Source organism: Tenacibaculum sp. nBUS_03, assembly GCF_051201695.1.
In the GTDB taxonomy this organism is placed as follows: Bacteria; Bacteroidota; Bacteroidia; order Flavobacteriales; family Flavobacteriaceae; genus Polaribacter.
Genome location: NZ_CP179214.1, coordinates 4,210,398 through 4,236,886, shown reverse-complemented (window position 1 = coordinate 4,236,886; position 26,489 = coordinate 4,210,398). Strand labels below are relative to the sequence as shown.

The window sequence follows — 26,489 nt, the reverse complement described above, 5'->3', positions numbered from 1 at the left end:
AATTAGAACCTATATTTTTAGTTTATTTTGTGTAAGTATTACTTAATTTTAATTGGTTAAAATATTCATTCATTACTCTAGAGTGTCATAGACAAATAGAAATCTAAGCTTATACTTTTTCCAACTACTTGTATTAATTTAAAAAAACTATCACTCTTTAAAAAACTTAAATTTAAAAATCAGTTTACAATACTTCAATTTCATTCAATACTGTAAATGTTTTTATGAATCATTATGTTGCGATAACAAGATAAGCTAGTATGCAATTACTAAAAACTTTTATTTATGTAATGAATTTATTTTTGATTTAGAGATGTGAAAATTATAAAAAAGGTGAAATATACTATTGAACTTATATATCCAAACGTAATTCATTAAAATTTCATAAATTTAAAGACTAAAACAACCTGAATATGAACAAAGAAGCCATCAATGAAATATTAGAAAACAAACATCAAAAATTATTTGATTGGATAAAAAATCAACCACAAGATTCATTTCAAAAAGGCCCCGTAGGGAAATGGACCACTGGCCAACATATTGTTCATTTAGTTAATTCTATAAAAAAAGTGAATCATGCATTAAGTTTTCCCAAGTTTATTCTTAAGTACAAATTTGGAACTTCAAATAGAGAGGTGCGTTCTTATGAAGCTATTGTTAAAAAATACCAAGATAAACTATCTAAAAATAAAGAAAAAGCACAAGAATTTAATAAAAAAGTAAGTACACCAAGTGAAAAACAATACAAACAACTTTTAACAACACTTCAAATACAAAACAAAAAACTACAGCATAAAACGAAACGTTGGAAAAATGAAGATCTAGATAATTTAATACTTCCACATCCTTTAATGGGCAAAATGCCTGTACGTGAAATAATTATGTGGACAGCCTACCATACAGAACATCATGCTAGAATACTTGAACAAAAACACTAGTAAACAGAAAGTTATAAAACAATAAATCTTCATCAAAACTATCGTAATCTTCTCGTTCAAAATTCCTATATTTGTGCTTCTAAAAATGAAGCCGATACATGTTTAATAATTTAAGCGAGAAGCTAGATAAGGCGTTACACACGCTGAAAGGTCACGGAAAAATCACAGAAGTTAATGTTGCTGAAACATTGAAAGAAGTTCGTAGAGCTTTATTAGATGCCGATGTTAATTTTAAAATAGCGAAAGAATTTACTAAGCGAGTAAAAGAAAAAGCTTTAGGTCAAGACGTTTTAACAACACTTAACCCCGGGCAGTTAATGGTTAAATTAGTTAAAGATGAATTAACTGATTTAATGGGAGGTGACACTGTGGGTATTAACCTTGGAGGTTCACCAACTGTTATTTTAATGTCTGGTTTACAAGGTTCTGGTAAAACAACTTTCTCTGGGAAACTTGCTAGCTACTTAAAAACTAAAAAAGCTAAACAAGTTTTATTAGTTGGTTGTGATGTGTATCGTCCAGCGGCTATAAATCAATTACAAGTTGTTGGTGAACAAATTGGTGTTGAGGTATATGCTGAAGAAGGAAATAAAAATCCTGTTGAAATTTCTTTAAACGCAATTAAACATGCTAAAGCTAACAGTAAAAATGTAGTGATCATTGATACAGCTGGTCGTTTAGCTGTTGATGAAGAAATGATGACAGAGATATCTAATATTCATAAAGCTGTAAATCCGCAAGAAACCTTATTTGTTGTTGATTCTATGACTGGGCAAGATGCTGTTAATACAGCTAAAGCTTTTAACGACCTTTTAAATTTTGATGGTGTAATACTTACAAAGTTAGATGGTGATACTCGTGGTGGAGCTGCTTTATCAATTAAATCAGTAGTAAACAAACCAATTAAATTTATTGGTACCGGTGAAAAAATGGATGCTATTGATGTTTTTCACCCTGATCGTATGGCTGATCGTATCTTGGGAATGGGAGATGTTATCTCGTTAGTTGAACGTGCTCAAGAGCAATATGATGAACAAGAAGCTAGAAAATTACAAAAGAAAATTGCTAAAAACCAATTTGGTTTTGATGACTTTTTAAGTCAGATTCAACAAATCAAAAAAATGGGTAGCATGAAAGATTTAGTTGGAATGATACCTGGAGCTGGTAAAGCTCTAAAAGATGTTGATATTGATGATGATGCTTTTAAAGGGATAGAATCCATTATACACTCAATGACTCCTTTAGAAAGAAGTACTCCTAACGTAATTAACGCAAGTCGTAAAAAAAGAATTGCAAAAGGATCCGGGACTTCTGTTCAAGAGGTCAATCAATTAATGAAGCAGTTTAACCAGATGAGCAAAATGATGAAAATGATGCAAGGTGGTGGCGGAAGAAAAATGATGCAAATGATGAAAGGAATGAAATAAAAATATAAAAAAGAGAAGCTGTAGACTTCTCTTTTTACTTTTATAAAAACATTACAATAACAATAAACACAACACAACAACATTACACTACATGATATTACTAGACGGTAAAAAAACATCGGCAGATATTAAAGAAGAAATTGCTTTAGAAGTAGCAGAACTAAAAAAACAAGATAAAAAGGCACCTCATTTAGCTGCAATTATTGTAGGAAGTGATGGGGCAAGTTTAACTTATGTAAATGCTAAAGTAAAGGCTTGTGAGCGCGTTGGATTTGAATCTTCTTTAATTCGTTTACCTAAAGAAACTTCAGAGGAAGAATTACTTAACGAAATCGCAATTTTAAATATTGACAAAGATATTAATGGTTTCATAGTTCAATTACCATTACCTGATCATATTGATGAGCAAAAAATATTAATGGCTATTGACCCTGAAAAGGATGTAGATGGCTTTCACCCAATGAATGTTGGTAAATTAGCATTAAATCTTCCTACTTTTATATCAGCTACTCCATTTGGTATTTTAGAATTATTAGAACGTTATAATATTGAAACTTCAGGAAAAGATGTAGTTGTAATTGGACGTAGTCATATTGTTGGTAGTCCAATGAGTATTTTATTAGCTCAAAAAAGAAAAGTTGGAAATGCTACTGTTACTTTAACACATAGTAGGACTAAAAATCTATCAGAAGTGACAAAAAAAGCTGATATTATTATCGCTGCCCTAGGTATTCCTGAATTTTTGAAAGGTGATATGGTAAAAAAAGGAGTTGTAATAATTGATGTTGGTATTACAAGAGTTGCTGACTCTTCAAAAAAGAATGGATTCAGATTAGTTGGTGACGTTGATTTCAATGAAATGTCTGAAAAAGCCTCTCACATTACTCCTGTTCCAGGTGGTGTTGGACCTATGACAATAGCAATGCTTTTGAAAAACACCTTACTTGCACTGTATAGACAAGAAAATTAATCAATTAAAAATAATTGAGATAAATAAAAAGACTACAATAACAAATATTGTAGTCTTTTTTATAGTTATAAAAATATTTCTTTACTCTAAGCTAACCAAACTCTTTTTTATTGTTTCAATCTTAGCTATGGTGTCAGATTCTTTTTTTCGTTCTAAAGTAATAACTTGTTCTGGAGCATTATTTACAAATCGTTCATTAGATAATTTCTTTTGAATTCCAAACAAAAACCCTTCTGCTCTTTTTAATTCAGCTTGTAACTTTATAATTTCAGCTTCAACATCGATGTTATCCAAAGAAATTGGCACAAAATATTCATTAGATTTTACTCTAAAAGATGCTGCTCCTTCTACTTTGTCAGAAACATATTCTATTACTGAGGTATTCGTTAATTTTTGAATAACCTGATCAAAATTCTGAGTATAATTTTCAGTATTCACAACTGATAATTCTATTACTTCTTTAAATGGTATATTTTTCTCTTTTCTAATAGTTCTAATTCCTGAAACAATATTAGCAGCAAAATCAAACTCGCTTATTAACTCCTTATTAAATTCAGATACCATGGGGTATTTAGCTATAATTAAAGCTTCCTCAGGAGATCTATCAGCCATTGTTTGCCAAATTTCTTCTGTGATAAATGGCATAAAAGGATGTAAGATTTTTAAATTATCTTCAAAAATTGAAATTACCTCCTTATACGTTTTTACATCAATTGGTTGTTGATATGCTGGTTTTACAATTTCAAGTAACCAACCACAGAAATCATCATAAATTAATTTGTAAATAGCCATTAAAGCATCACTTAAACGATATTTACTATAATGATCTTCAATTTCAACTAATACTTGCTGAAATTTAGCTTTATACCATGCTAAACCTAATTTACTAGACTCTGGTTGCCCAATAGTTTCAGAAACTTCCCATAAGTTTGTTAGATAGAAAGCGCTCCATACTTTGTTACCTAATCCTTTACCTTGTTGGCACAAAGCTTCATCAAACATTAAATCATTACCTGCTGCTGAACTCAATAATAAACCAACACGAACTCCATCTGCTCCAAAATCATCAATTAACTTGAGTGCATCAGGTGAATTACCTAACGATTTTGACATTTTACGACGTTGTTTGTCACGAACTAACCCAGTTAAATAAACATTTTCAAACGGACGTTCATCTTTATACTCATATCCAGCAACAATCATACGTGCAACCCAGAAAAATAAAATATCTGGTTCAGTTACTAAATCGTTTGTAGGATAATAATATTTAATTTCTTCATTCTCTGGATTTCTTATTCCATCAAAAACAGACATTGGCCATAACCAAGAAGAAAACCAAGTATCTAATGCATCTTCATCTTGACGTAAATCAGACACTAATAACGTAGTTTTCCCTGTTTTTTCTTTTGCTAAGATTAATGCCTCTTCTTTACTCTCAGCAACCACAAAATCTTCTTTACCATCTCCAAAATAATAAGCAGGAATTTGTTGTCCCCACCATAATTGACGAGAAATATTCCAATCACGAACATTTTCCATCCAATGACGGTATGTATTCTCAAATTTCTTAGGATATAACTTAACATCGCTATCTTCTCCTAAAACAGCTTCGATGGCTGGTTTAGCTAACTCTTCCATCTTTAAAAACCATTGATCAGACAATCTTGGCTCTATTACAGCTTTAGTTCGTTCTGATGTTCCAACTTTGTTAGTATGCACTTCTGTTTTTACCAAAAAACCTTTTTCTTCTAGTTCTTTAGTAATCTCTTTACGAACCACAAAACGATCTTTACCTTCGTAATGTAAACCAAAAGAATTTAGCGAAGCATCTTCATTGAAAATATCAACTACTTCCAGGTTGTGCTTATCTCCTAAAACCTTATCATTTTCATCATGAGCTGGAGTTACTTTTAAACACCCAGTTCCAAACTCAACATCAACATACTCATCTTCAATAATTGGAATTACTCTATTACATAAAGGAACAATCGCTTTTTTACCTTTTAAATGAGTAAAACGTTCATCATTCGGATTAATACATATAGCTGTATCTCCAAAAATAGTTTCAGGACGTGTGGTTGCAATCGTTAATTTATCTTCAGAACCTTCAATTTTATATTCTAAGTAATAAAGATTTCCTTGTTTTTCTATATAAATTACTTCTTCATCTGATAAGGTTGTTTTAGCTTCAGGATCCCAATTTACCATTCGATACCCTCTATATATTAATCCTTTGTTATAAAGATCAACAAACACTTTTATTACTGATTCAGATAATGCAGGATCCATGGTAAAAGAAGTTCTTTCCCAATCACAAGAAGCACCTAGTTTCTTTAATTGATCTAAGATGATTCCTCCATATTCATTCTTCCATTCCCATGCATGCTCAAGAAATTCTTCACGTGTTAAATCGTTTTTATTAATTCCTTGTTCTTTCAGTTTTGCTACTACCTTTGCTTCAGTAGCAATCGAAGCATGATCAGTTCCAGGAACCCAACAAGCATTTTTACCTTGTAAACGAGCCCTACGAATTAAAACATCTTGAATTGTATTGTTTAACATATGTCCCATATGTAATACTCCTGTGACATTAGGTGGCGGTATTACAATTGTATATGGCTCACGATCATCTACTTCAGAATGAAAATAATTATGTTTCATCCAGTATTCGTACCACTTTCCTTCTACCTCTTTAGAATTGTATTTTGATGGAATATTCATATGTTTTTACTATATTTAGCCAAATAAATATTTTTTGGCATTATTTTTGAAAATTGATTAGCAAAAATACAACTATCTGTGAGCTACAGAAAAATAGTTGCCTTTTTTTTAGTATCAAAAAATAATTATAAATTTGTAACCGGTTATGTAACCCCTAATTAAAATTAACATTATGAAAACAATTTTATCATTTGTAGCTATTTGCTTTATCACTTTAACTGTAGGTGCTCAAGAATTTAAGTTTGAAAATGAAGTGATTAACTATGGTAAAGTAGCCTTAGGATCTGAAGGTAAACGAGTATTTGAATTCACGAACGTAGGTGATGCTCCATTAATTATTAAAGACATCAGATCTACTTGCGGATGTACTGTACCAAAGAAACCTGAAAAGCCAATTATGCCAGGAGAAAAAGGACAAATAGAAGTTTCTTATGACACAAACAGACCAGGAGGTTTTTCTAAGCAAATTACTGTTATGTCTAATGCTAAGAAGGCTAGAACTGTATTAAAAATCAAAGGTTTTATCGCTAAAAAACTTGTTCCAGCAAAAGCTAAGAGTATGGTTTCTACAGGAGGAACTGAATAAACTTAATACTTAAAATATTTAAAAAGACCGATGATAAACTTATTTCATCGGTCTTTTTATATTATATGATAAACCTTATTTTAAGTGCTCAACAAACCATTTCTAGTAAAACAATACCCTTGTAGTATTTCCTTAAAAATTTATTTTACTGTAATTAAAATTTTCAGGTATCTATATAATTGTCTATCGTTATAAAGAAATTAAAAATTACATAGCAAATGTGTAATTTCAAGCAAGAAACGAAATAGAAATATATAACCCTAAAATAAGTATTAGAGTTTTATTAAGAAGCAAAAAACGTTTACAAATTTTACTTTGTAAACGTTTTTTATATACAATTAACTTATCTAGTCTTTATCTTTTGATGCCTTGTTCCAAATCTTAATTTCATCATCTTTCGTTACCCCTTCTAAAATTTCAACATTAACACCATCTGAAGTTCCCAGTTTAACATTTCTTTTCTCAAACTTACCTTCATCAACTTTAATTTCTACATAAGGTTCTTCCGTTTTTTTATCAAATTTTAATAAAGCCTCTTTTATAGACATTACACTATCTTTTTTCTCTAAAACAATATCTGCATTTGCACTATACCCTGCTCTAATAAAATAATTGCTATCTAATGTTACATCAGCTTTTATTTTAAACTGTACAGCTCCTCCTTCTTCAGTACCTTTAGGAGCGATAAAATTTAATTTTGCAGGAAATTTTTTATTTTCTATAGCTCCCAATGCTACTTCAATGTCTGATCCTCTTACTAATTTACCAACTTCTGATTCATCAACTTTTCCTTCAAAAATCATTTTTGTCATATCTGCAATACGAGCAATTGTCGTTCCTGCATTAAAATCATTGGTTTGTGTAACTTGATACCCTTTTTTTACTGGAATCTCCACTATCATTCCAGAAGTTGTAGCTCTAATACTTGTATTGGCTGCATTACCCAGACCAGATGTGGTACCTTTTCTAATAATGTCCATATCAGATTGAGCATTTGACAATACTTGTTTTGCATTGTTATAGCTTAACTCAGAGTTCTCAAAATCCTGACGAGAAATTACTCCTTTATCAAATAATCTTTTATTTCTTTCAAACTGAACCTTAGCATTCTCAAAAGATAATTTTGCGTTTTTCACACTACCACTTGCTCTATTCAAAGATGCTACATTTGGCACAACTCTAACAGTTGCAATCAAATCACCAACTTTAACAACTGCACCTTCTTCAACAAGAATTTTATCAACAATTCCTGCAATTTGAGGTTTAATTTCAACTTCTTCTAGTGGAATAACTTTTCCTGTCGCTACAGTTTTTTTAACAATTGTAGTTCTGAATGGTTTTTCAGTCTCATACTCTACAATATTTTTTTTGTTCTTTTTCCCGAACCAAACTAGTGCTACTACAAATAGTACTAAAACAATTCCTAAAATAATTTTTGCTCTTTTACTCATGATTTGTTGATTGATTTATTCTTCTCTTAATGCTTCTATTGGTTTAACTATTGTTGCCATGTATGCTGGTATTAAACCTATTAGGGTTCCTAATACTACTAATGTTAAAAATGCTATCATAATAATTGGAATATTTACGGTTGGATTTACTAATGTAGGATCTGGTCCATGGCCAAAGGCGGAATCTATTAAAAACAGTACCAATGCTCCAAAAATAATTCCTAGCATTCCAGCTACTGTTGTTAAAAAAACAGACTCTAAAATAATTTGTTGTCTAACACTTCTAGGGGTAGCCCCTAAAGCTCTTCTTATTCCTATTTCTTTTGTACGTTCTTTAACTGTAATTAATAATATGTTTCCAATTGCAAATACTCCTGCTATTAAAGTTGCAATACCTACAAACCATGTTAAAAATTGCATTCCAGTTAAGAAACCTGTGAATTTAGCGATCTCAACTCCTAAATTTACACTACCAAAAGCTCGTTTATCATCTGGGTGTACTTTATGTAAATTTTTTAGAGTTAATAATACGTCTTTTTCTAATTGCTTTATATCAACTCCTTCATTAGCTGTAATCATCATCCAATGAATTTTATCTCCCATATTGTATATCTGCTGAAAGGTTGTAAAAGGTATATAAGCGGTATCATCATCAAAATTAATACTACTAGGTCGTTTATACACCCCAATAACCTTAAAATTGATATTATTTACTTTAATATACTGCCCTACTGGCTTTACATTTTTATCAAATAATTGTTTATATATATCCTCAGAAATAACAACTACTTTCGATTTTGAAAGAATATCATTCTCATTTAAAAACCTACCATAAATCAATTCCTTTTTTTGCACTTGATCTAATACAGGATAATCTCCACTTACTTGAAAGCTTCCCGATTTGAAATCTTTGATTAATTGTGCATTGGTTTGACTTCTTGGTGCTAATAATTTAATTTCTTTAAACTCTTCTTTTAATATTTTAACATCTGTTAAACTAGGTAAAAAGCGCCTTCCTTTTTGAAATCCTTTAAAAGGAGTATCGGTAGACTGTGTCCATATAAAAACACTATTGGTTGCAAAGTTTCCAAATATTTTTTTGAAGTTATTTTCCATTCCTCTTGCTGCACCTAAAAGTACAACTAGTAAAAAAATCCCCCATAATACACCAATAATTGTAATTACAGTTCTAATTTTATTCTTACGAATACTACCGTAAATTTCTTGCCAACTATCTGAATCAAATAAAAATTTCATAATTAATCTGCTCTTAATGCTACAATTGGTTTAATACTGGCTGCTCTTTTAGCTGGAATGTAACCAGCAATTAAACCAGAAAGGATTAAAACAATGGTTGCTCCTATTACAATTCCTGGACTTACACTTGGGTCTTTTATAAAATACTTCTCTAAACTATCACCTATAAAACTTAAAATATAAGTCCCTAATGACAAACCTAAATAACCTGCAATAGTTGTAATTAAAACAGATTCTTGTACAACCATTCCTACAATAGACGCTGGTTTAGCTCCTAATGCTTTTCTTATACCAAATTCTTTTGTTCGTTCTTTTATAACAAAAATCATGATATTACTAATACCTATTATCCCTGCAATTAAAGTACCTGACCCAACAAAAATCACAATAAAGTATAATGCTAACATGAATGTTCCTATTCCTTTATTTGCCTCTGCCATATTACGAACAGATAGTGCACTTTGATCATCTGGATGAATCCCTAGATTTTTACGTAAATCACGTTCAACTTTATTTCCAAATGCTATTGCTTCATCTAAACTCAATTTTGGATTATAACCTATATTAATTTGATTTATATGATCATTATTCCCATAAATCATTTGAGCGGTAGAAACTGGCATATAGGTTTGACGTTCTTCATTATCCCCTCCATCGTCTGAAAAAACACCAATGATTTTATATGATATACCACTAACATTAACTCTTTTTCCTAAAGCTGGTTTTTCTCCAAATAAATCTTGCTTTACAAGCCTTCCAATAACGATAACTTTAGATTTCTCTTTTATATCCCTTTCATTAATATATCTTCCTTCATCAATAATTGTTTTTTCCAAAAACTGATGATCTGGATGTACTGCTCTTAATCGGTAATTATCAGATTTATTTTTATATGAAATACTAACACTTTTATAAATCCGTGCAGTTAGATGTTGAATTTTGTCTTCATACTCACCTTTTACGTAATCAAAATCTTTATTTTTTAATTGAATTCTTCTTCCCGTTTGCAACCCCTTATAAGGTTTAGAAGTTTTCCATACTCTTACAAACATTGAATTTTGAGCATCATCTACAAAAGCTCCTTTAAAAGAGTTACTTAGACCACTTACTATTCCAAATAAAAGAGTAAATAACAAAATAGCAAATGCAATAGTAAAACCAGACATTACTGATCGCAATCTATTTTTGTTAATACTCTGAAAAATTTCTCTCCAACGATCTAAATCAAACATAATTATATTGCTTTAGCGTTAGCATTAGTTTTTACTCCAGTCAATTCATCACTAATAATTACTCCATCCTTCAATCGAACAACTCTATTGGTTTGTTCAGCAACTTCTTCTTCATGAGTTATTACAAAAACTGTCATTCCCTCATCATTAATTTCTTTCAGCAAATCCATAACAGAATCTGTTGTTGTTGAATCTAATGCTCCTGTAGGCTCATCTGCTAGTACAACTTTAGGTTTAGTAACTAAAGCTCTAGCAATAGCAACACGTTGTTTTTGACCTCCAGATAATTCGTTAGGTAAATGATTAGCCCAATCTTTTAATCCTACTTTTTCTAAATATTCTAAAGCTATTTTTAATCGCTCTTTCCTTGCCATTCCTTTGTAATATAGAGGCAAGGCAACATTTTCTAAAGCTGTTTTGTATGATATTAAATTAAAAGACTGAAAAACAAAACCTAAAAATTTATTACGTAAAATTGCAGCTTTCTTTTCATTTAACTCTTCAATTAACTGACCATTTAAATAATATTTTCCTTCATCATGTGAATCCAACAATCCAACAATATTCAATAATGTTGACTTTCCTGACCCAGACGATCCCATAATTGATACAAATTCCCCTTCTTTAATATGAAGGTCTAACCCCTTTAAAACATGAAGAGACTCTTTACCTATTGGGTAAGACTTATGCAAATTTTCAATTCTTATCATTCGTTAGTTAATTTATTATACCAAAGTAAAAATCGAATAACTAATTGATTACTAATTTTCTGTTAAATCGTTAATTACTTTTATAACAAGACGCTTGTTTTTAAATTATGTTACAAAAACCATGGTGATTTTATATAAATATTTTATTGAGCACTATTAATGAAGAGTTTATATAAAAAACAAAAGCTCACATTTAAGTGAACTTTTGTTACTATAAATGAACTTTATAGATTTAAGGGGGGGATCTTAACAAACTTATTAGTTAAAATAAATTTCAGAAGTTCATTTAAAAACCTCTTTTGTTTCTTTTTAGTATTTGTTACGACCTTCGTAAACATTTAATTCAGTAAAAACAGTACCTGATACATATTAACTGTTATTTTTTATTACCAGTCTATACAAACAATCAGCAATCTAGTTGTTATAGTCTTTACTGTTGGTAAAACTATTCCATTTTTATGCTACTATAAATGCGTGTTAAGTTATTTACTGAAATTGAAAAAATCAGTTAAATCAGCTTTATTTACTCTTTTTATCAGTATTAAAAGTTAAAGCTAACTCCTAGTTTAAAATTTCTACCTCTTGTTGAAAATCCAAAAACTTCTTCATAGTCTTCATTTAAAATGTTTGAAACATTAAACATTAATTGAATATTATCATTTAACTTATGATTAGCAGAAAAATCTAAAAGAGAATACGATTCTAATATTGTATTTACACTTGGCCATGGTCTAAAATCAGTGTCATCTCTATCACTAACAAACTGGTAGTTTAGGGCAAAATTAGTAGCTTTATAAGCATAATTAAGACCTACATTAACTTTATGCTTGGGTATTCTAATGGCAATTTCATTGTTTTTAGTATAAGCATAATTAGCGTTAAACTCTACTTGTTTTAACAACGTATAATCTAGTGACAGCTCCAGACCATCAATAGTAGTGTTTCCAAAATTATTCATTTTAAAAGTTGAAGAATTATAAGCTATAATATTTGTTACATCTCTATTGAAATAAACAGCATTTAAAACTAAAGAATTATGTTTAAATTCAATTCCTCCTTCATAGGTAGTACTTTCTTGAGGTTTTAAATCTATATTTCCCCAAGATGCATATAATTCTTGAACTGAAGGCGCTAAAAAAGCAGTACTATATGATCCTAAAAACTTAACATAACCATTCTCTTGTTTTATAGTATAAGAAGGATTTAAATTATACACAAAGTGGTTTCCATATTTATTATGATTATTCAATCGTACACCTCCATTTACATTTAATCCAAAATTAGACACGTAAACAGCATTTACATAAGGGTCAATTAATTGAGAAATTGGTTTCTCTGCATAAACTGTTTTGGTTAACTCAGTTTCCCCAAAAGGAATTGTAAATGTTTCGATACTATTATCCTGATAATTAACTCCTCCTATTACATACAAATTATTGAACCTATGCTTAACAAAAGCATCAATTATATAATTTTCTCCATTACTTTTTCCTGGAAATGATGTTTGTGTTCTGTCACTTTTATAGTTGCTGTAAGCAGCATTTATATGAATACTCCCATTCTCATATTTATATTCTGGAGAAACGCCTACTCTATAACTTACATCTTCTGAAAAGTTATTCCCGTCAGTAAAAGCCCCTGAATCATAATTATTATCAAATTCACTATAATTACCAAAAGCCTTAATAGAAAAACGTCTATTAAACCTATATCCTAGTTTTAAATTAGATGCAATTCTTTGAAAAGAATCATCGTTGAATTTTTGATGCTTGTTTTTTGATTCAGCCGCAGAAAAACCATTTGATTGTAATGATGAAAAACCAACTAAATAATTAAATTTACTAATTTTACCATTAACATTAGCTTTACTCTGAATAATTGTTCCGTTATTGGAATCTTGAGAATTATTGGTACCTACCAATAAAGATAAATTAGTATTTGCTGTACCACTTTTAGCTTCCTTTAACTTGATATTAATAACAGCTGTAGTAGCTCCTGATCCGTATAAAGTACTTGCAGCACCCTTAATAATTTCAACAGACTCTACTTCATTTAAATCCAAAAGTCTTAAATCATATCCTCCAGATGTACCTGCTGGGTTTGACACCTGTATTCCATCAATTAATACAACAACCTCTTTAGTTGCACCTCCTCTTACAAAAAAACCTAAATTTTGTCCATTAGAACTTGTATTTCCATTAATTTCAATTCCTGCTATCGAATTAATTAAATCTACTAAATTTTTACCTTGGTTTCTTTTTATTGTAGCTGGTGTTATTTTATGAACAACTTTTCCCGAGTTTTCCTTTTTTAACTTGAATCTAGAGTCTGTTATTACAACTTCGTCTAACTCAATTATTTTTTCCTTTTGCTGTGCTTTTAAGCTAAACGTTACTATTGACATTAAAACACTTAAACAAAGTACTTTTTTTTTCATTTTGTAATGATAATTAAATCAGGAAAAAAATTAAAGCGCAGCCCCCCTACACCCAAACCTTTATCCCGAAAGTTTGAATTATTTAAATATTTAGGCAGGTCTCCTGGCTTGCGTCTTGTAATTGGTCTTCCCATTAAAAAACAGTGACGTAAAAGATTAATTACAAGCTTAGTAGCTTACAGTTGCGGGAACAGCTTTGGTATTTATCCAAATTCCCTTTTAATTTGATGCTATTTAAACACCAAAACCTAAATTTTCGCAAATGTATGCTATTTTTAAGAATTTAAAGACAATAAATCATTATAGTTAGAAAACTTAACTTTAAGCTCATCTGATACTGAATAATAATTTGGATGAATCATTGTTGCTAAACACTCTATACCATCTACTAAAGTACTAGCTGATGATTGAGTGAACATTGCAAAGTCAGCAATGTATACTTGTTTATTTCTCACTGCTTTTAAGGTACTCCATTCCTTCTTTTCCTCTAAGAACACCATATCTTCAAGAGTTCTTTTCATTCCATAGCCACAAGGCGCAATTATTAATACTTCTGGATTGTATTTTACAATTTTATCCCAAGAAACAACGATACTATCTCCAGATGGATGTGATAATAAATCTACTCCTCCAGCATATCCAATTTGATGAGGAATCCAGTGACCACAATTAAATAAAGGATCAATCCATTCTAATAACAATACACTTTTAGATTGTATTTTATGTATTCTTTGAATATCTACGATATCATATATACGCTCTTTTAATCTTCTTACATAATTAATCCCAATACTTTCTTGGTTCATCTCTTTGGCAATGGTCAAAGCATTATTAAAAACATCTTCTAAAGAATTTGGTGTAATTGAAATTAATTTTGGAGACTTCGCTAGCTTGTAAGCCGATTTGGCTACAGATTCTGTATCTATTTGACAAACATCACATACATCTTGCGTAAAAATAAGATCAGGAGCTATACTCTCTAAAACAGATTCATCTACATAGTATAAAGTACCTCCCTCTTTTTTTGTTTTTGAAAAAATTTCTGTTATCTCTTTACTCGTTAATTCTTTCCCTTCTAATTTATATCTTACAGCAACATCTTTTTCTTTTAATGCCATTTCTGGGCATTCAAATGTTACTCCATTTAAAAAATGTTGTAACCCCATGTCGTAAATCATTTGGGTTACTGCTGGCATAAAAGAGGATACAGTCATTTGTTTTTATGAGATTAAAAAAACAAATGTAAATAGTAATTTACTTTAATCTTCTTTTTATTAAAAATCTTTACAATATTTGTCTTATCTATTTAACGAATATATGATTTACTATATAACAGGAGGTGAACGATCAGGAAAAAGTAGTTATGCTCAAAAACTTGCTGAATCTTTATCCGATACTCCAATATACCTTGCAACCTCTCGTATTTGGGATGAGAATTTTAAAGAACGAGTTAAGAGACACATTTCTGAAAGAGATGATCGCTGGACAACTATAGAAGAAGAAAAATTAATTAGTACCTTTATTTCGGAAAAGCAAACAGTGGTTATTGACTGTGTTACTTTGTGGCTTACTAATTTTTATCTAGACACAAAAAACAATGTGCAGTTAAGTTTAGAGTTAGCAAAAAAAGAAATTGATAAGTTAACTCAAATAAATGCAAACATTATTATAATTTCTAATGAAATAGGTATGGGACTTCATGCTCAAACTGAAGTTGGCAGAAAATTTACAGAATTACAAGGTTGGACCAACCAATACATTACAAAATATGCTGATAAAGCTTTTTTTATGGTCTCTGGACTACCTTTAACGTTAAAATAAGCTAAATGGATACAACAATACACCCTCTTTCTAAAAAGTTACTAAACACCATTCAGGAAGAGATAAACTTTAAAACAAAACCAATTGGAGCTTTAGGAGTTTTAGAAACAATTGCTTTACAAATAGGTTTAATTCAAGATACGCCAACTCCTACTCTTTCAAAACCTACTATCATGGTTTTTGCTGGTGACCATGGTATAGCAAAAACAAACAAAGTAAGTCCATATCCACAAGAAGTAACAAAACAAATGGTTATTAATTTTTTAAATGGTGGAGCTGCTATCAATGTGTTTTGTAAGCAAAATTCAATTAATTTAAAAATTATTGACGCTGGTGTTAATGCTGATTTTGAAGATAACTCACAATTAATCAATGCTAAAATAGCTAATGGGACTGCTGATTATAGTGTTAAAAAAGCAATGTCTACTGAAGAATATGAATTAGCTTTTTATAAAGGAAAAAAACTTGTTCAAGAAACTTACAATCAAGGTTGTAATGTTTTAGGATTCGGAGAAATGGGAATTGGCAACACTTCTTCGGCATCATTATTAATGAGTTTTTTTACTAATACTCCTATTGAAAAATGTGTTGGAAGAGGAACTGGAGTTAGTGACGAAGGTTTAAAAACAAAAATTAAAACATTAAAAGAGGTATCTAATTTTCACGAAAGTTCTATAGTAACTCCTAAAGATGCATTAATTTCTTTCGGTGGATTTGAAATTGTTATGATGTGTGGAGCTATGTTAGAAGCTGCATCTTTAAAAATGACTCTACTAATTGATGGATTTATAGTTACTTCAGCGTTGTTAGCAGCGCATGCAATAAACTCTAATATTATAGACTATTGTATCTTTTGCCATACATCAGGAGAACAAGGACATAAAAACATGTTAAATTATTTAAATGCCACACCTCTAATAAATCTTGGATTACGTTTAGGAGAAGGTACTGGATGTGCTATTGCTTTCCCTATAATTAAAGCTAGTGTAAACTTTTTAAATGAAATGGCTACTTTTAAAAGTGCAAATGTTTCAGAGGCTTAACCTTACTATATGAAAAACCAAATTCATTATTTTTTAACAGCTGTTTTATTTTTTACCAGAATACCCTGTCCTAAATGGGTAGATCACTCTCCTCAAATATTAAATAAAAGTAGTAGATACTTTTCTTTGGTTGGAATATTAGTAGGATCAATAGCTTCCTTAATATACTATACTACTTCTTTTATTTTTACTCCAGATATTTCCATTATACTCAGTATGGTAGCTTCTATTTGGATAACAGGTGCTTTTCATGAAGATGGTTTTGCTGACGTTTGTGATGGATTTGGAGGTGGATGGACAAAGGAAAAAATATTAATTATCATGAAAGACTCCAGACTGGGAACTTTTGGTGTAAGTGGTTTAGTTTTTATTTTAGCCTTAAAATTTTTAGCCTTATACCATTTATATAATTTCTCAGTTAACCTTATTGTTATTATTATTTGTGGACATAGCATAAGTAGATTTATTGCAACAATACTCCTATACACCCACAAGTACGTTAGAGATGTTGATAGTTCTAAGGTAAAACCTACCACTCAAAAAATGAGTACTAAATCACTAATAATATCAGGTGTTTTCGGCATATTACCATTACTTTTATTAAAAAACATTACGCTATTTTTAGTGTTAATTCCTTTACTAATAACTTATTTATATATGGGGCGTTTTTTTAAAAAATGGATTGGTGGACAAACAGGTGATTGTGCTGGTGCTTTACAACAAGTTTCTGAAGTTATTTTTTATTTATCTATTTTGAGTTTATGGAAATTATTTTAATAAGGCATACCACACCTAATATAGCCAAAGGTATTTGTTATGGCCAGTCAGATATTGGTATTACCGATTCTTTTTTAGAAGAAATTAAACCGATAATAAAAGAAATCGGTATAAATGACGATAGTATAAATTACTATAGTAGCCCGTTAAAACGTTGTGCCATTTTAGCTGAAAAATTAGCTGAAAAAATCACTTTTGATAATCGTTTAAAAGAGTTAAATTTTGGTGATTGGGAACTAAATAAATGGGATGATATTAATAGGGATGATTTGGATGTTTGGATGAATGATTTTGTAAATGTACCTACAAAAAACGGTGAATCATATATTGATTTACAGCAACGAACCATTTCTTTCTTAAAAGAAATAAAACAAAATAAAACAAAAAAATCTGTAATCGTAACCCATGCAGGAGTCATTAGAAGTATTTGGTCATATATAAACAATATCCCTTTAGAGAAGTCTTTTGATTTAAAACTTACTTATGGTGCTATTATAAAACTAAAATTAACATAAAAATTTATGAAACAGTTTTTATTACTATCTATTATATCTTTTCTTTTAATTCAATGTCAATCATCTAATCAAAAAGAAAACATTAAAAATACCAATAGTAAAAACACATTAAAATATGCTAAAGGTTTTGAAATTATTACTAAAAATGGTTACAAGCAATTAGTTATTAAAAAAGTATTTCAAAAATCAAACAAAGAATCTACTTACATACTTAGTAATTCTAGCAAGAACAAAAATGAAATTAAAGTGCCAGTTCAAAAATTGGTAGTTACTAGTACTACGCATATTCCAATGCTAGAGTTATTAGGTTCAGAGAATGTGTTAGTAGGTTTTCCAAATACCCAATACATATCTTCTAAAAAAACTAGAAATAGAATTAAAGAAGGTAAAGTAGTTGAATTAGGTTCTGAACAAAGCATGAATACAGAAAAATTAATGGCATTAAACCCAGAACTCGTTGTTGGTTTTTCATTGCACCCTAACAACAAATTATATGAAAATATACAAAAGATTGGTATTCCAGTAATTTTTAATGGAGATTGGTTAGAAGAAACACCTTTAGGTAGAGCGGAATGGATAAAGTTTTTTGGTGCATTACTTAATAAAGAAAAAGAAGCAGATAGTATTTTTAATAAAATAGAAACGGAATATTTAAATGCTAAAAACATTGCCAAAGAAAACAATAAAAAAATTACTGTTATTTCTGGCAGTATGTTTAAGGATGTTTGGAACGTACCGGCTGGAAAAAGTTTTTTTTCATCATATTTCAAAGATGCCAATCTAAATTATTTATGGAAACATACGAAAGGAACGGGTAGTTTACAACTCAGTTTTGAAGAAGTTTTGGACAAAGGGAAGAAAGCAGACTTTTGGTTTAATTGTGGGTTATATGAAACAAAAACACAGTTAACTACTGCAAATATTCACTACAAAGAATTTGATGCTTTTAAAAATAACAACTTATATTCTATAGCTCATAACAAAGGAGAAACTGGTGGTTTAATTTATTTTGAATTATCTCCTGTTCGTCCTGACTTAGTTTTAAAAGATTTAATAAAAATTACTCAACCAAGTTTATTACCTAACTACAAATTATTTTTTTATAACCGCGTAAAATAAACAGTTTAACTACATAATTTAATATTTTGTCCGAAATAGAAAAAACAATATCGAAAAAAAATGATTTAAGAGAAATAGCTTCTTTATTTTTTAAATTAGGGTGTATTGCCTTTGGAGGTCCAGCCGCACACATAGCAATGATGGAAAACGAAATAGTTGCGAAACGAAAGTGGATGACTCAAGAACATTTTTTAGACCTAATAGGTGCTACTAATTTAATTCCTGGGCCTAACTCTACTGAAATGACCATGCATTGTGGACATGAAAAAGCTGGATGGAAAGGTTTGTTTGTTGCTGGGATTTGTTTTATTTTTCCAGCTGCTTTAATTACTGGTGTTTTTGCTTGGCTTTATCAGAAATATGGTCAGCTTCCTAATGTTACTCCTTTTATTTACGGTATAAAACCTGCTGTTATTTCCATTATTTTAATGGCAGCTTATAAATTAAGTAAAAAGGCTATAAAAACTCCACAACTTGCTTTATTGTGTCTTTTATCGATACTTGCGTGCCTACTTGGGTTAAATGAAATTATTGTACTTTTTATAGTTGCTTTTGTTGGGATACTGCTATTCTTTAGTAAAAAATATAAAAATCATTTTAATAGTTTTATCCCACTTTTTCTTATTGAATTTGGTACTGAAGCTAAAATATCAACTCTGACCATATTTTTAGCTTTTTTTAAAATTGGAACAATACTTTATGGAAGCGGCTATGTATTATTTGCTTTTCTAGAGTCAGAATTAGTAGTTAATGGATGGCTTACCAAACAGGCTTTATTAGATGCAGTTGCTGTTGGTCAAATAACTCCAGGACCTATTTTAACTACAGCAACTTTTATTGGCTGGCAAATGAATGGATTTATAGGGGCTTTTGCCGCTACTTTGGGCATATTTCTTCCATCTTTCCTTTTTGTTTTGATGCTTAATCCATTAATTCCAAAAATGCGAAAATCGAAGGTAATAAGCAATATATTAGATACTGTTAACGTGGCTGCTGTGGCTTTAATTATAGCTGTTTGTATTGAAATGGCTAAAAATACTATTACCGATTGGCGAACAACTTTAATTTCAGTAATTAGCTTACTTATTGTTTTTGTTTTAAGGAAACTGAATAGTGCTTATATTGTTTTAGGGAGTTCTATTCTAGGGTATTTATTGACTTTCATTTAAGCCTTTACCAAAACTATCTCACTGTTAGTATTAAAATGTTGGTTTTTCTACTAAGCCATTAGTACTAATAAAAACTATATTAACAGCGCTTTGAGTACTCTTAACTCTCTTATTTTACTGAACTTTCATAATAAAAACGTTTTTGAGTTATTATATTATAAAACGGGACGTACTTAAAATAAAAAAGCATCTTAATTAAGATGCTTTTTTATTTTTTGATATGAAAAATATTATTCTTTATAAACTCCCATATTAGCATATTTTTCCATTCGCTGCGCTACTAACTCAACTTGATCTAATACTTTTAATTCTTCAAAAGCAGTTAAAATCTGATTTTTTACAGCTTCATACGCTCCATTTCTATCAGAATGTGCACCTCCAATTGGTTCTTCAATTATTCCATCAATTAGTTTTAATTCTTTCAAATCACCACTGGTTAATTTCAAAGCTTCCGCAGCTTGCTCTTTAAACTCCCAACTACGCCATAAAATTGATGAACAAGATTCTGGAGAAATTACAGTATACCATGTATTTTCCATCATATACACTCTATCTCCTACTCCAATACCAACAGCACCTCCAGAGGCTCCTTCTCCAATAATTATAGTTATTACAGGAGTTTTTAGTCGGGTCATTTCAAGTATATTACGAGCTATGGCTTCACCTTGTCCTCTTTCTTCAGCTTCTAAACCTGGGTATGCACCAGGAGTATCTACTAGTGTTACAACAGGTATACCAAATTTTTCAGCCATTCTCATTAAACGTAAAGCCTTCCTATATCCTTCAGGATTAGCCATACCAAAATTACGATACTGACGTGTTTTAGTATTATACCCTTTCTGCTGTCCAATAAACATAAAAGATTGATCGCCAATTTTACCTAAACCACCAATCATCGCTTTGTCATCTTTAACACTTCTATCTCCATGTAATTCCATAAAAGTATTACCACAAATAGCCTTAATATAGTCTAAAGTATAAGGTCTATTAGGATGACGTGATAATTGAACACGTTGCCAAGGTGTTAAATTTTTATATATATCTTTCTTAGCTTTCTCTAATTTTTTTTCAATTTTCTTACAGGTCTCTGTAACGTCTACATCACTTTCTTTCCCTATGTCAAAGCATTTTGCCAATTGATCTTCTAGTTCTTTAATTGGCATTTCAAAATCTAAATATTCCATTGTGTATAGTTTGATTTTCTACTTATTTAATCAGTTGTTTGTAAAAGCAAACATACTAAAAATTTACACAGTTATATTATTACTAACTCTTTTTTCCTTATTTTTTTATTCTTATTTTTTTTTCAATTACCGTTTTATTTTTTAGCAATCCATTTAACAATACTACAAATAAAACAATCGCTGCTCCGTAATAAAACTCTACATTCATTTGTTCTTTTTCTCCAAAAACAATTAAAGCTAATATTATAGCATATATAGGTTCCAAATTAATAGTTAGCATTACAGTATAAGGTGTTAAATACCTCATTACTTTTACAGATGCTATAAATGCATAAGCTGTGCAAATACTACTTAACAGAAACAAATAAAACCAATCAGACATTGGTAATTTAAAAAAATTAAAAGAAAATTGGTTTGAGAAAATCAAAAATATTGTTACTCCTAAAACTCCAAAAAGCAATTGATAAAACGATATTAAATCAGCTTCGTACTTTTTTACAAATAGTCCATTTAGCACAGAAAATAGTGCAGATAAGAAAGAAGATATTAATGCATATATAATTCCTAAAGTATACTTACTTTCAAAATTAAATATAATATACAAACCTAAAATCACTAGTAATCCTAATACGATTTCAATTGTTTTAATTCTTCTTTTAAAAAACACAGGCTCTATCAGTGATGCAAAAAAAGCTCCTGTACTCATTGTAACTAAAGCAACTGAAACATTTGATACTTTTATTGCTTTAAAAAAAGTTATCCAGTGTAATGCAATGATTAAACCTGTAATTACAAACTTAAAGATTGCTTTTTTTTCAATCTTAAAATTTTTCTTTTTAACGATAAAATAAATAGCTATAAAAAATACTGCTAATAGCATTCTAAACCAAACTAACGGTACTGATTTTATAGTTATCAGAGCCCCTAAAATAGCGGTAAACCCCCAAATAAAAACTATAAAATGTAATACTAAATAATGCTTTAATTTACTTTCTTGCATTTACGTATAAATATATTGCATAAATACCAAATATAATATTCGGTGTCCAAACATTAATTAAAGGATTTGCATCAGCAACGGCGCCTAACACTTGAGCTATTTTTAAGAAGAATACATATATAAACATAACAGCTACACCAAAAGCTAAATTAACTCCAATTCCACCTCGTTGCTTCTTGTAAGCCAAAGCTACGGCTATTAAGGTTAAAATATATGACGCTATAGGTAAACTAGTTCTTTTATATAGCTCAACATAATAGGCGTTTAAGTTTTTAATCCCTCTTTTTTTAGATATATTTATAAAATCTATTAACTCATTTGACACCATTTCTTGAGCAACAATAGATTTATAATTAAAGTCTTTCGGAGTAAAAGCAAAGGTAGTGTCCATATTATTTCCTGAAGAAATAATATCTTTATCTTTAAAAACCTTACGCTTCTTCCAATTATATAAATTAAATATACTATCGTTTTTATTCCAACCCATACTTTCAGAAATCAACCTACTCCTTAGTTGAATTCCATTATAGGTTTCAATTGAAAAATTATATCCAGAATTTCTATCTAAATTAAATCTCTTTATAAAAACATAAGTACTATCATTTAATTGTAAACTAAAATCTCTAACAGAATTATCTACATAATTTTTGCGTGATAAATACTGTTTTTCAAATGCTCTTCTTGTTTTACTACTAGATGGAACAAAAAAATGATTCATTAACAGTGCAACTGTTGTTATTATCGTGGCCCCCACAAAATATGGATATAAAAATCTAGTAAATGATATTTGAGAAGTATTAATGGCAACTATCTCAGTGTTATTTGCAAGCTTAGAAGTAAATAAGATTACTGCTATAAATAATGCTAATGGCATAAATGTATTAACATAATAAATAATAAAATTTACATAATAATCATTTACAACTTCAAACAGAGTTAGGCTTTCATTTCTTAAAAACTTATCAATTTTTTCAGCAATATCAATAGCAACAGCTATTGGTATCAATATCAATAAGGTAAACAGAAAAGTTACCAAATAACGTTTTAATATGTACCTGTCTAATAATTTCAAATTATAAACGTTTGTCCATTTGTTTTACCATCTTATCTTTCCACTCAACAAAGTCTCCTGCTAAAATATGTTTCCTTGCTTCACGAGTTAACCACAAATAAAATCCTAAATTATGTATTGACGCTATTTGTTTACCCAACATTTCTCTAGCAGCAAATAGGTGTCTTAAATAAGCTTTAGAATACATAGTATCTACATGAGTTATGCCCATTTCATCTATTGGTGAAAAATCATTTTCCCATTTCTTATTTTTAATATTAATGGTTCCATGTGCTGTAAATAACATTCCATTACGAGCATTACGTGTTGGCATAACGCAATCAAACATATCAATTCCTAAAGCTATATTTTCTAAAATATTTATTGGAGTTCCAACTCCCATTAAATATCTTGGTTTATCTTCAGGTAATACAGCTGTAACTACTTCTGTCATTGCATACATTTCTTCAGCTGGCTCTCCAACAGACAACCCACCAATCGCATTCCCTTCTGCTTCTACAGATGCAATATATTCTGCCGATTGTTTACGTAAATCTTTATAAGTACTCCCTTGTACTATTGGAAAAAAAGTTTGATTATAATCATATTTTAATGGTGTTTTTTCTAAATGATTAATACATCTTTTTAACCAGCGATGTGTCATATGCATTGATCTTTTTGCATATTTATAATCACATGGGTATGGCGTACACTCATCAAAAGCCATTATTATATCTGCTCCAATTTTACGTTGAATTTCCATCACATTTTCAGGTGTAAAAAAATGTGTAGAACCATCAATATGACTTTTAAATTTTACTCCTTCTTCATTTATTTTTCTTCTTCCAGAAAGCGAATATACCTGATAGCCTCCACTGTCAGTTAAAATATTACGATCCCAATTCATAAACTTGTGAAGTCCTCCAGCTTGTTCAATAATATCAGTTTGTGGACGTAAATATAAATGATAGGTATTTCCTAATATTATATCAGGATTCACTTGCTCTTTTAATTCAGATTGATGAACTCCTTTAACTGTAGCAACTGTACCTACAGGCATAAAAATTGGAGTTTCTATAGTTCCGTGATCAGTAGTTATAACTCCTGCACGCGCTTTACTTTTTGGATCAGTTATTTTTAAGTCAAATTGCATAGTTGGCAAAGATAAGCATGTAAGTTTAATGTTGTAAAATAGAAAGTTAAAAGTTTCTTATTGTTACGATTTTGAATAAATTTTATTTGTTTCTCTTTCTACCAAATTTAGAATTAAAATTTTTTCTTTTTTTTGAATTAAAATTTTGATTCTTTTTAGGTTCTTTTAACTCATCTTGAGTTTTTGAAGATGTACTTACTAGTTTCGTTATTTCATCCATTTCTTTAGATGTTAACTCTCTCCATTCTCCTTTTTTTAGCTTCCCCAAGGAAACATTCATAATTCGCGTACGTTTCAATTTTATAACCTCATAATCTAAATATTCGCACATTCTTCTAATTTGACGATTTAATCCTTGAACCAAAATGATTTTAAATGTCATATCGTTAATTTGTTCAACTTTACATTTTTTAGTGACTGTACCTAGAATGGGTATTCCATTACTCATTCTTTTAATAAAACGTTCATTAATGGTTTTATTTACAGTAACGACATACTCTTTTTGGTGATTATTTCCTGCTCTAAGGATTTTATTGACAATATCTCCATCATTCGTAAGGAATATAAGACCTTCAGAAGGTTTATCTAATCGTCCTATTGGAAATAAACGTTGAGGGTGTCCAACGAATTTTACAATATTCTTACGTTCTTTACTATCTGTTGTACAAACAATTCCTATAGGTTTATTTAAAGCTATATATATGGTTTTTGGTTTAGACTTTAATGGTTTTCCATCAATTTTAACCAAATCTCCCTCAAAAACACGGTTTCCTAATTGTGCTACCTTTCCGTTTATGGTAACCCTCGAAGTGCTTATAAATTTTTCTGCTTCACGCCTAGAACATATACCAGTACTACTAATATACTTATTAAGATTTATCGAATTATCATTAGTATTTTCCATCAAGAGCAAAGAAAAAGAAAATCCTCAAAGTACATGAAAGTATTTGAGGATTTTTAAAATTATTTTTGATTTTATATTAAAAAATCATCATTTTTTGAGTACAACGAGCTAAACTTGGTCTTCTTTCGTAATCAAAACCTATTGTTATCATGTGTGTACCATAATTAAAGTCTTGAGTTTTATTCACATTTATACTAAAACCATAAGATGCGTAAAAGTTGCTCTTTTTTAGTCCGAATAAAGGTGCTATAGCATTTGGAACAAAAAATTGATCATTCAAAAAAGTATAACTTAATCCAGCCCATACATATCCGTCTCTTATTCCCTTTCTTGCCTTAATATTTAAATCGGTTCGGGAACGTTTGTCAAATTCTCGATACTCAACCAAAGCTGAAGGCTCTAACTCGAAATTTCTACTAATTTTATCAAAAATTAGTGATGAATAAATTGTGTATTTTCTCAGAACTTTTGGTTCACTTGAGTTAAAATCTCTAACTTTTTTATCTAGTAAATTCGCAACATTGGCGGCTATACTAAAACGTTCATAACGATATAACATACCAACATCAAAGTTTGAATTACCTACAGATCTAGTTGGTAATGACTGCGAGCCATTATTTTGAGAAGTATCTATTCCGAACTGAGTATAACTATAACTGAGTGAAAAAGATAAAAAGCTATCGTGAAAATCACTTAATGTTAAATGACTTGCTAAAGATAATTTAGCTCCTTGTTGAGAGGTAAAACCATTTTTATCATTAAAAATAGTTAATCCACCTCCAAATCTATCAGCTAATCTAGCCTCAATTGTTACCGACTGTGTATCAGGAGCCCCTTCAACACCAATCCATTGGCTTACTCCGTTTAATCTAATTTGTAATCCAGACCCAATACCTGCATATGTTGGAGATATTAGGAATGGGTTATCGGCTAAATGACTTACATACTGCGGTAACTCAACTTCTTGCGCTACTAACCTTACGCTACAAATTATAATACTTATTGTTAATAAAATCTTTTTCAT

23 protein-coding genes and 1 riboswitch are annotated in these 26,489 nt (G+C 29.9%); of the genes, 10 read left to right on the top strand and 13 right to left on the bottom strand.

The genetic code is table 11. The annotated features are described in order from the left end of the window. Positions 1-413 precede the first annotated feature (413 nt). The 3 genes from ACMFBB_RS19250 (at position 414) to folD (ending at position 3,335) form a co-directional block, all read left to right on the top strand. On the top strand, positions 414-938 hold the full coding sequence (locus ACMFBB_RS19250) for a DinB family protein (protein ID WP_435262356.1): 525 nt from the start codon (positions 414-416) through the stop codon (positions 936-938). Between the two features lie 98 nt (positions 939-1,036). Then, positions 1,037-2,365: a signal recognition particle protein gene (ffh, locus tag ACMFBB_RS19245; protein WP_435262355.1), complete on the top strand. Its 1,329-nt coding sequence runs from the start codon at positions 1,037-1,039 to the stop codon at positions 2,363-2,365. Between the two features lie 91 nt (positions 2,366-2,456). Then, positions 2,457-3,335, top strand: coding sequence for a bifunctional methylenetetrahydrofolate dehydrogenase/methenyltetrahydrofolate cyclohydrolase FolD (gene folD / locus ACMFBB_RS19240; protein ID WP_435262354.1), 879 nt, complete (start codon positions 2,457-2,459; stop codon positions 3,333-3,335). Positions 3,336-3,416: 81 nt separating this feature from the next. Here the strand turns inward: folD and ACMFBB_RS19235 are convergent, their stop codons facing one another. Further along, a complete protein-coding gene (locus tag ACMFBB_RS19235; protein WP_435262353.1) occupies positions 3,417-6,056 on the bottom strand; it encodes a valine--tRNA ligase in 2,640 nt (879 codons plus the stop codon). A 172-nt stretch (positions 6,057-6,228) separates the two neighbouring features. On the opposite strand from ACMFBB_RS19235, the gene ACMFBB_RS19230 reads away from it, so the two are divergent. Beyond that, positions 6,229-6,642, top strand: a complete 414-nt coding sequence (locus tag ACMFBB_RS19230; RefSeq protein WP_435262352.1) for a DUF1573 domain-containing protein — start codon at positions 6,229-6,231, stop codon at positions 6,640-6,642. Positions 6,643-6,989: 347 nt separating this feature from the next. On the opposite strand, the gene ACMFBB_RS19225 is transcribed toward ACMFBB_RS19230, so the two are convergent. The 6 genes from ACMFBB_RS19225 to ACMFBB_RS19200 all read right to left on the bottom strand — a co-directional run bounded on the left by ACMFBB_RS19225 (position 6,990) and on the right by ACMFBB_RS19200 (position 14,943). After that, a complete protein-coding gene (locus tag ACMFBB_RS19225; RefSeq protein ID WP_435262351.1) occupies positions 6,990-8,093 on the bottom strand; it encodes an efflux RND transporter periplasmic adaptor subunit in 1,104 nt (367 codons plus the stop codon). Between the two features lie 15 nt (positions 8,094-8,108). Further along, a complete protein-coding gene (locus tag ACMFBB_RS19220) occupies positions 8,109-9,350 on the bottom strand; it encodes an ABC transporter permease (RefSeq protein ID WP_435262350.1) in 1,242 nt (413 codons plus the stop codon). A gap of 2 nt (positions 9,351-9,352) precedes the next feature. Continuing rightward, a complete protein-coding gene (locus tag ACMFBB_RS19215) occupies positions 9,353-10,582 on the bottom strand; it encodes an ABC transporter permease (protein ID WP_435262349.1) in 1,230 nt (409 codons plus the stop codon). A gap of 2 nt (positions 10,583-10,584) precedes the next feature. After that, the gene (locus ACMFBB_RS19210; protein WP_435262348.1) at positions 10,585-11,292 is read right to left on the bottom strand and encodes an ABC transporter ATP-binding protein; all 708 of its coding nucleotides are present in this window, start codon (positions 11,290-11,292) and stop codon (positions 10,585-10,587) included. Between the two features lie 541 nt (positions 11,293-11,833). Further along, positions 11,834-13,729 (bottom strand): TonB-dependent receptor plug domain-containing protein, encoded by a 1,896-nt coding sequence (locus ACMFBB_RS19205; protein WP_435262347.1) that lies wholly within the window; start codon positions 13,727-13,729, stop codon positions 11,834-11,836. 76 nt (positions 13,730-13,805) lie between these two features. Then, a riboswitch (cobalamin riboswitch) is annotated at positions 13,806-13,996 on the bottom strand. A gap of 8 nt (positions 13,997-14,004) precedes the next feature. After that, the gene (locus ACMFBB_RS19200; protein ID WP_435262346.1) at positions 14,005-14,943 is read right to left on the bottom strand and encodes an ABC transporter substrate-binding protein; all 939 of its coding nucleotides are present in this window, start codon (positions 14,941-14,943) and stop codon (positions 14,005-14,007) included. Between the two features lie 103 nt (positions 14,944-15,046). Between ACMFBB_RS19200 and ACMFBB_RS19195 the strand changes: the two genes are divergently transcribed. Genes ACMFBB_RS19195 through chrA form a run of 6 tightly spaced genes read left to right on the top strand, consistent with a single transcriptional unit; the run spans position 15,047 to position 20,173 of the window. After that, positions 15,047-15,550 carry a bifunctional adenosylcobinamide kinase/adenosylcobinamide-phosphate guanylyltransferase gene (locus ACMFBB_RS19195; protein WP_435262345.1) on the top strand — a complete coding sequence of 168 codons (504 nt, stop codon included), beginning with the start codon at positions 15,047-15,049 and terminating at the stop codon, positions 15,548-15,550. A 5-nt stretch (positions 15,551-15,555) separates the two neighbouring features. Then, on the top strand, positions 15,556-16,593 hold the full coding sequence (gene cobT / locus ACMFBB_RS19190) for a nicotinate-nucleotide--dimethylbenzimidazole phosphoribosyltransferase (RefSeq protein WP_435262344.1): 1,038 nt from the start codon (positions 15,556-15,558) through the stop codon (positions 16,591-16,593). Between the two features lie 9 nt (positions 16,594-16,602). After that, positions 16,603-17,370, top strand: a complete 768-nt coding sequence (locus tag ACMFBB_RS19185; RefSeq protein WP_435262343.1) for an adenosylcobinamide-GDP ribazoletransferase — start codon at positions 16,603-16,605, stop codon at positions 17,368-17,370. Next, positions 17,355-17,885 (top strand): alpha-ribazole phosphatase, encoded by a 531-nt coding sequence (gene cobC, locus ACMFBB_RS19180; RefSeq protein WP_435262342.1) that lies wholly within the window; start codon positions 17,355-17,357, stop codon positions 17,883-17,885. The genes ACMFBB_RS19185 and cobC overlap by 16 nt, the downstream gene beginning before the upstream one ends. A 6-nt stretch (positions 17,886-17,891) precedes the next feature. Further along, positions 17,892-19,004, top strand: coding sequence for an ABC transporter substrate-binding protein (locus tag ACMFBB_RS19175; protein WP_435262341.1), 1,113 nt, complete (start codon positions 17,892-17,894; stop codon positions 19,002-19,004). Positions 19,005-19,051: 47 nt separating this feature from the next. Beyond that, entirely contained in the window at positions 19,052-20,173 is a 1,122-nt protein-coding gene (chrA, locus tag ACMFBB_RS19170; RefSeq protein WP_435264338.1) for a chromate efflux transporter, read from the top strand. A 230-nt stretch (positions 20,174-20,403) separates the two neighbouring features. Here chrA and ACMFBB_RS19165 read toward each other — a convergent pair whose 3' ends face one another. From ACMFBB_RS19165 to ACMFBB_RS19140, 6 genes are all read right to left on the bottom strand, one after another. Continuing rightward, entirely contained in the window at positions 20,404-21,357 is a 954-nt protein-coding gene (locus ACMFBB_RS19165; protein ID WP_435262340.1) for an acetyl-CoA carboxylase carboxyltransferase subunit alpha, read from the bottom strand. A gap of 97 nt (positions 21,358-21,454) precedes the next feature. After that, a complete protein-coding gene (locus ACMFBB_RS19160) occupies positions 21,455-22,357 on the bottom strand; it encodes a DMT family transporter (protein WP_435262339.1) in 903 nt (300 codons plus the stop codon). Then, the gene (locus ACMFBB_RS19155) at positions 22,344-23,429 is read right to left on the bottom strand and encodes an LptF/LptG family permease (RefSeq protein WP_435262338.1); all 1,086 of its coding nucleotides are present in this window, start codon (positions 23,427-23,429) and stop codon (positions 22,344-22,346) included. Before ACMFBB_RS19155 ends, ACMFBB_RS19160 begins: the two co-directional genes overlap by 14 nt. 1 nt (position 23,430) lies before the next feature. Beyond that, on the bottom strand, positions 23,431-24,561 hold the full coding sequence (tgt, locus tag ACMFBB_RS19150; protein WP_435262337.1) for a tRNA guanosine(34) transglycosylase Tgt: 1,131 nt from the start codon (positions 24,559-24,561) through the stop codon (positions 23,431-23,433). Positions 24,562-24,643: 82 nt separating this feature from the next. Further along, positions 24,644-25,465: a 23S rRNA pseudouridine(2604) synthase RluF gene (rluF, locus tag ACMFBB_RS19145; RefSeq protein ID WP_435262336.1), complete on the bottom strand. Its 822-nt coding sequence runs from the start codon at positions 25,463-25,465 to the stop codon at positions 24,644-24,646. Between the two features lie 76 nt (positions 25,466-25,541). After that, entirely contained in the window at positions 25,542-26,489 is a 948-nt protein-coding gene (locus ACMFBB_RS19140) for a PorP/SprF family type IX secretion system membrane protein (protein ID WP_435262335.1), read from the bottom strand.